The sequence below is a fragment of the Streptomyces misionensis genome (assembly GCF_007896895.1).
Taxonomy (GTDB): Bacteria; Actinomycetota; Actinomycetes; order Streptomycetales; family Streptomycetaceae; genus Streptomyces; species Streptomyces misionensis_A.
Genome location: NZ_VOGW01000016.1, coordinates 39123 through 45215, shown reverse-complemented (window position 1 = coordinate 45215; position 6093 = coordinate 39123). Strand labels below are relative to the sequence as shown.

Annotated in this window: 6 protein-coding genes; 3 read left to right on the top strand and 3 right to left on the bottom strand. The window is 73.8% G+C overall.

All coding sequences use genetic code 11. The features are described from left to right. From FRZ03_RS02620 to FRZ03_RS02610, 3 genes are all read right to left on the bottom strand, one after another. Positions 1-1133, bottom strand: a 1133-nt coding sequence (locus tag FRZ03_RS02620; protein WP_146463604.1) for an NADH-quinone oxidoreductase subunit C, incomplete at its 3' end; no start/stop codon positions are given. Continuing rightward, on the bottom strand, positions 1130-1741 hold the full coding sequence (locus tag FRZ03_RS02615) for an NADH-quinone oxidoreductase subunit B (protein WP_146463538.1): 612 nt from the start codon (positions 1739-1741) through the stop codon (positions 1130-1132). The genes FRZ03_RS02620 and FRZ03_RS02615, both read right to left, overlap by 4 nt. Beyond that, positions 1732-2151: an NADH-quinone oxidoreductase subunit A gene (locus FRZ03_RS02610; RefSeq protein ID WP_146463537.1), complete on the bottom strand. Its 420-nt coding sequence runs from the start codon at positions 2149-2151 to the stop codon at positions 1732-1734. The genes FRZ03_RS02615 and FRZ03_RS02610 overlap by 10 nt, the downstream gene beginning before the upstream one ends. Positions 2152-2384: 233 nt before the next feature. On the opposite strand from FRZ03_RS02610, the gene FRZ03_RS02605 reads away from it, so the two are divergent. The 3 genes from FRZ03_RS02605 (at position 2385) to FRZ03_RS02595 (ending at position 6061) form a co-directional block, all read left to right on the top strand. Further along, positions 2385-3620 (top strand): sensor histidine kinase, encoded by a 1236-nt coding sequence (locus FRZ03_RS02605; RefSeq protein WP_146463536.1) that lies wholly within the window; start codon positions 2385-2387, stop codon positions 3618-3620. A 230-nt stretch (positions 3621-3850) separates the two neighbouring features. After that, a complete protein-coding gene (locus FRZ03_RS02600) occupies positions 3851-5248 on the top strand; it encodes a sensor histidine kinase (protein WP_146463535.1) in 1398 nt (465 codons plus the stop codon). Positions 5249-5401: 153 nt separating this feature from the next. Then, positions 5402-6061 (top strand): response regulator transcription factor, encoded by a 660-nt coding sequence (locus FRZ03_RS02595; protein ID WP_315902616.1) that lies wholly within the window; start codon positions 5402-5404, stop codon positions 6059-6061. Positions 6062-6093: the final 32 nt, after the last annotated feature.

The window sequence follows — 6093 nt, the reverse complement described above, 5'->3', positions numbered from 1 at the left end:
TCCCCCGGTTCCTGCTCGTCGAAGGCCGGGCGGGCGTGGTGCCACGGGGCGTCGGAGCTGCGCGGTGCCGGGCGGCGGGCCGTGTCGGCCGGACCGGGTGCCTGTTCCGTCGGCCCCGTGGCGCGCTGCGAGGCCGAGCCCTGGGAGGCGCTGCGGTCGCGACGGGGGCGGGCCGGTGCCGGACCGGGCTCGTGCGCCACCGAGGCCTCCGCCGCGGGACCCTCCGCGGTCCGCGCCGCCCGCGCGGCATCGCCCTCGGCCGCGGCCTGCTTCCGCTCCACCGCGTCCGCACCGCGTGCCGGCGTCTGGCTCGCCGAACCCTCACTCGCGCTCCGCGTCCTGCGGGGACGAGCCGGGGCGCCCTCCCCCGCCGGTGCCTGGCTCACCGAGCCCTCGCTCGCGCTCCGCATCCGGCGCGGACGAGCCGGCCCAGCGCCCTCCGCTGCCGCCGCCTGGCTCGCCGAACCCTCACTCGCACTGCGCATCCGACGCGGGCCCGCCGGAGCGGCCCCCTCGGTGGCGCCGGGCAGGCTCGCCGAGCCCTCCGCCGCCGGGGCAGGAGGGAGCTGACCCTTGAGGGGGCCCCACTCGTTGGGGTCGGGGACGCCCGGCGGGAGCATCTGGCGGCGCTTGGGCCCGCCGTGTTCGGACTCGCCGGGCTCCTTGGCGCCGGGCCACGCCTTGGCGACGCGGGCGGCCAGGACGAAGTCCTTGCGGAGGGGGTGGCCCTCGAAGTTCTCGGGGAGGAGCAGGTGTTCGAGCGACGGGTGACCCTCGAAGGTCACCCCGAACATTTCGTACGTCTCCCGCTCGTGCCACGCCGCGCCCGCGTACACGCCGACGGCGGACGGCAGCACCGGCGCCTCGTGCGGAACCGTCGTACGCAGCAGAAGGCGCCGCACCGGGTGCAGGGCGACGACGTGGGCCGCGACGCGGAAGCCGACACCCGGTTCGTCCACCGCGCTGAGCCAGTCGAAGTAGGTGCAGGTCAGCGTCGTACGGGCCGTCTCCAGCGCATCCAGCCAGGCGGACGGCGGGACGTCCACGGTCAGGACCTCGTACGACTCCTCGGCCACCGCGTCGGGCCCGAAGAGCTCCGCGGCGGGGGCGGGCAGCCAGCCGGCCGTGCTCATCGCGCGTCCCCCTCGGGGCCGTCACCGGCCGGGGCCGGCGGCCGCACCAGTCCGCTCTGCAGCGCGGCCGCCGACGGGCGCGCGGCGCCGGTGCCGTACCGCTCCCCCAGCGACTCGGCGGCGATCTTCTCCTGGAGCTTGAGGATGCCCTGGAGCAGCGCCTCGGGGCGCGGCGGGCAGCCGGGGACGTACACGTCCACGGGGATGATCTGGTCGACGCCCTTGGTGACGGAGTACGAGTCCCAGTACGGCCCGCCGCAGTTGGAGCACGCGCCGAACGAGATGACGTACTTCGGCTCGGGCATCTGTTCGTACAGCCGTTTGACCGCCGGGGCCATCTTGTCCGTGACCGTGCCGGAGACCACCATCAGGTCGGCCTGGCGGGGCCCCGGCGCGAAGGGGATGACGCCGAGCCGGATGAAGTCGTGGCGGGCCATCGACGCGGCGATGAACTCGATCGCGCAGCAGGCGAGGCCGAAGTTGAAGACCCAGAGCGAGTAGCGGCGGCCCCAGTTGAGGACCACCTTCATGGGCTCGGGGGCCAGTCGGGCCAGCGCGCCGAGCCGCTTGGGCTCCGGGAGGTACACGGGGTCCGGGGTCACGTCCATGCCAGGACGCCCTTCTTGTATGCGTACAGCAGGCCCACGGCGAGGAAGCCGAGGAAGATGAACATCTCCACGAGGGTGGTCGCGCCGTAGCCGGGGGCGGCGAAGACCGTCGCCCAGGGGAACAGGAAGACCGAGTCGACCGCGAAGATCACGTACAGGAAGGCGTAGACGTAGTAGCGGACCTGGGTGTGGGCCCAGCCCTCGCCGACGGGGTCGACGCCGCACTCGTAGGTCAGGAGTTTTTCCGGGGTGGGCACTACGGGGCGCAGCAGCCGGCCGGCGCCGAAGGCGACCGCGACGAACAGCACGCCGACGACGGCGAGCAGTCCCACGGCCGAGTACGACCGGAAGTAGCCGGCCGCGATGACGTGCGCCGTGGCGGCCGTCGAGTCCCCCAGCGTCTCCCGCACGGTCCCGTCCCTCGCTCCCTGACCTCGTGACCTGTACGCATCGGAGTCTAGGCCCTGATAAAGAGGCGGTAAGCAGGCAGTCACGCCGGGAGAGGTCCGCGGGCGGGCGGGCCGCGCCGCCCCGGCCCCCCGGGGGAAGCCCCCGAGGCGGACCGGGGTGGGGTTTTCCCCCGGCGGAGCAGGGCGGCGCACCGCATGGCGCGAGAGGTGTCCCACACGGCAGGCTGACCGTCATGACCGCACCCAGCTCCGCCGCCGGCCGCCGATACGGCACCGGCCCGGCCCGCGGCCCCGTCCGGACCGGCGGCGCCGAAGGCCCCGACGGCTCCGAACGCCTGCCGCCGATCAGGCCGGCCTACGACCCGCACACCTGGAAGGAGATCACGCATCTCCTGCTGAACCTGCCGGTGACGGTGTTCGGCTTCTGCTACGCGATCACCGTGCTGACCGTCGGTGGCGCCCTCACCCTGACCGTGGTCGGTCTGCCGCTGCTGGCGCTCTCCCTGCTGGGCTCACGGCAGCTGGGCAAGTTGGAGCGGGCGCGGGCCCGGGCGCTGCTCGGGGTCCGGGTGGAGGAGCCCTCGCCGCTGCCCCTGGCCCGCGGCGAGGGCGTGTTCCAGCGGCTGTGGATGGCGGTCAAGGACCCGGTGGGCTGGCGGACGCTGCTGTACGACGCGATACGGCTGCCCTGGGGCATCCTCACCTTCTGCACCGTGCTGACCTCACTGTTCGTGATGTGGCCGCTGCTGCCGTACCTCGCCAGGGGCCTGGCCAACGTGGACCGGGCGATGGTGCGCGGGCTGCTGTCCCCCTCGGACGAGCTGGAGCGCCGAATAGCGGAGCTGGAGTCGGACCGGGGTGTCGTGGTGGACGCGGCCGCCGCCGACCTGCGCCGCATCGAGCGCGATCTGCACGACGGGGCGCAGGCCCGGCTGGTCAACCTGGCCATGGGGCTGGGCCTGGCCAAGGAGAAGCTGCTGGAGGACCCGGACTCGGCGGCGGCGATGGTGGAGGAGGCGCACGGCGAGGTGAAGCTGGCCCTCCAGGAGCTGCGCGACCTGGCCCGGGGCATCCACCCGGCCGTGCTGACCGACCGCGGCCTGGACGCGGCCCTGTCCTCGGTCGCCTCCCGCTGCACGGTGCCGGTGAAGGTGACCGTGGACCTCGCGGACCGCCCCGCCGCGGCCATCGAGGGCATCGCCTACTTCACCGTCTCCGAGCTGCTGCAGAACGTCAGCAAGCACAGCGCGGCCCGGTCCGCCTCGGTCGACGTGTGGCGCGCGAAGGACCGGCTGCTGATCCAGGTCCAGGACGACGGCCGGGGCGGTGCCCGGCTGGACGGCGGCAGCGGGATGCGCGGCCTGGCGGACCGGCTGGGCGCGGTGGACGGCCTGTTCGCCGTGGAGTCACCGGTCGGCGGCCCGACGGTGGTCACGGCCGAACTGCCCTGGCGCGACCGCGAGGAATAGCCGCGCGGACCACCCCACGGACTGCCGCGCGAACCACCGCACGGACCACCGCACGAACTGCCACGCGGTGCCGCGGGGAGCGGCGGCCGGGTGTCCGCGGGACCGGGTGGGGTGGGGAAAACCCCCGCTCGAAGAGGCCGATGGTCTCCATGGTCCGCGGGGGCGCGGCGCACGAGTCTTGAGTCACGGCCGAAAGCGCCGCTCGCACGAGGAGAACGGGACGGAATTCGATGGCCACGGACTACGGACACGGCGGGTACGGTCCCGGGCGGGGGCGCGACGGCCACGGACAGGGGTACGACGACTGGGATTCCGATTGGCCCACCGGCTCCCCCGAAAGCGGCCGCCGCCACCGGCTGCCCGCCGCGCTGCGGGCGCCGATAGAGGCCCGCACCTGGCGCGAGCTGGGGTACGTCCTGCTGAGCCTGCCGGTCTCGGTGGTGCTGTTCACCTGGACGGTGACGATGGTGTCGCTGGGCGCGGGCCTGCTGGTGACCTTCCTCGGCGTCCCGGTGCTGGCGGCGGCCCTGGCCGGCTGCCGGGCCTTCGGCGCGCTGGAGCGGGCCCGGGCGCGGGCGCTGCTGGACGTGGACGTGCGGGGCCCGGAGCCGCTGCGGGTGCACAAGCCGGGCGCGCTGGCCTGGATGGGCGCGGTCCTCAAGAGCGGCGCCTCCTGGCGGAACCTGCTGTACACGCTGGTGCAGTTCCCCTGGGCGCTGTTCTCCTTCATCGTGACGGCGACCCTCTACCCGCTCGGCTGGAGCCTGCTGACCTACCCGCTGTGGTTCTGGGTCTTCCCGATGTACGCGGGGCAGGCCGGGCTCCAGCTCTACGGCGACGAACACCACCAGATCTACCTGGACAACCCGTTCGAGATCACGGTGACCACGCTGGTCGGACTGGTGTTCACGCTGGCCACGCCGTGGCTGGTGCGCGCCCTGACGACGGTGGACGGGCTGCTGGTGCGGGGGCTGCTCGGCCCGTCGCTGCTGTCGGAGCGGGTGGTGGAGCTGGAGTCGGACCGGGGTGTCGTGGTGGACACGGCCGCCGCCGACCTGCGCCGCATCGAGCGCGACCTGCATGACGGCGCCCAGGCCCGGCTGGTCGGTCTGGCCATGGACCTGGGGCTGGCCAAGGAGAAGCTGCGGGAGGACCCGCAGGCGGCGGCCCGCATGGTGGAGGAGGCGCACGGCGAGGTGAAGACGGCCCTCCAGGAGCTGCGCGACCTGGCCCGGGGCATCCACCCGGCCGTGCTGACCGACCGCGGCCTGGACGCGGCCCTGTCCTCGGTCGCCTCCCGCTGCACCGTGCCGGTCCGGGTGGAGGTGGACCTGCCGTCCCGGCCGGCGCCGGCCATCGAGGGGATCGCCTACTTCACCGTCTGCGAGCTGCTGCAGAACGTCTCCAAGCACAGCCGGGCACGCTCCGCCTCGGTCGATGTCTGGCGTTCGGAGAACCGGCTGATGCTCCAAGTGAGCGACGACGGCGTGGGCGGCGCGGACGCCTCGGCCGGCTCGGGCCTCGCGGGTCTGCGGGGCCGGCTGGACGCGGTGGACGGCGTGCTGCTGGTGGACTCCCCGGCGGGCGGCCCCACCCGCGTGATCGCGGAGCTGCCCTGGCGTGGCTGACCTGCGGATACAGCCTTCCTCAACAAGTTATCCACAGGGCTCGGCACGCTCCCGGCCGTTTCCTGGAATGCTTGGGTCCCGTACGGAAGGCGCGTCCCCGAAGGGCGGCGTCACGGGACCGGGTGTACGGGGGCAAGGATCGTGGAGAACAGGGTGCGCGTGGTCATCGCCGAGGACTCGGTGCTGTTGCGGGAGGGCCTGACCCGGCTGCTCACCGACCGGGGGCATGACGTGGTGGCCGGTGTGGGGGACGCGGAGGCGCTGGTGAAGACCATCGCCGATCTGGCCGGCGAGGGCGCGCTGCCGGACGTGGTGGTGGCGGACGTGCGGATGCCGCCGACGCACACCGACGAGGGGGTGCGGGCGGCCGTGACCCTGCGCCGGCGGCACCCCGGGCTCGGGGTGCTGGTGCTGTCGCAGTACGTGGAGGAGCGGTACGCCACCGAGCTGCTGGCCGGTTCCTCCCGGGGCGTGGGCTATCTCCTCAAGGACCGGGTCGCGGAGGTCCGCGAGTTCGTGGACGCGGTGGTGCGGGTCGCGGACGGGGGTACGGCGCTGGACCCGGAGGTGGTCGCGCAGCTGCTGGGCCGCAGCCGCAAGCAGGACGTGCTGGCCAAGCTCACCCCGCGCGAGCGCGAGGTGCTGGCGCTGATGGCGGAGGGGCGCACGAACTCGGCGATCGCCCGGCAGCTCGTCGTCAGTGACGGCGCGGTGGAGAAGCACGTCAGCAACATCTTCCTCAAGCTCGGCCTGGCGCCGAGCGACGGCGACCACCGGCGCGTGCTCGCCGTGCTCACCTATCTGAACTCCTGATCGGCGCCGCCCCGGCACCGGTTGGGGGCCAC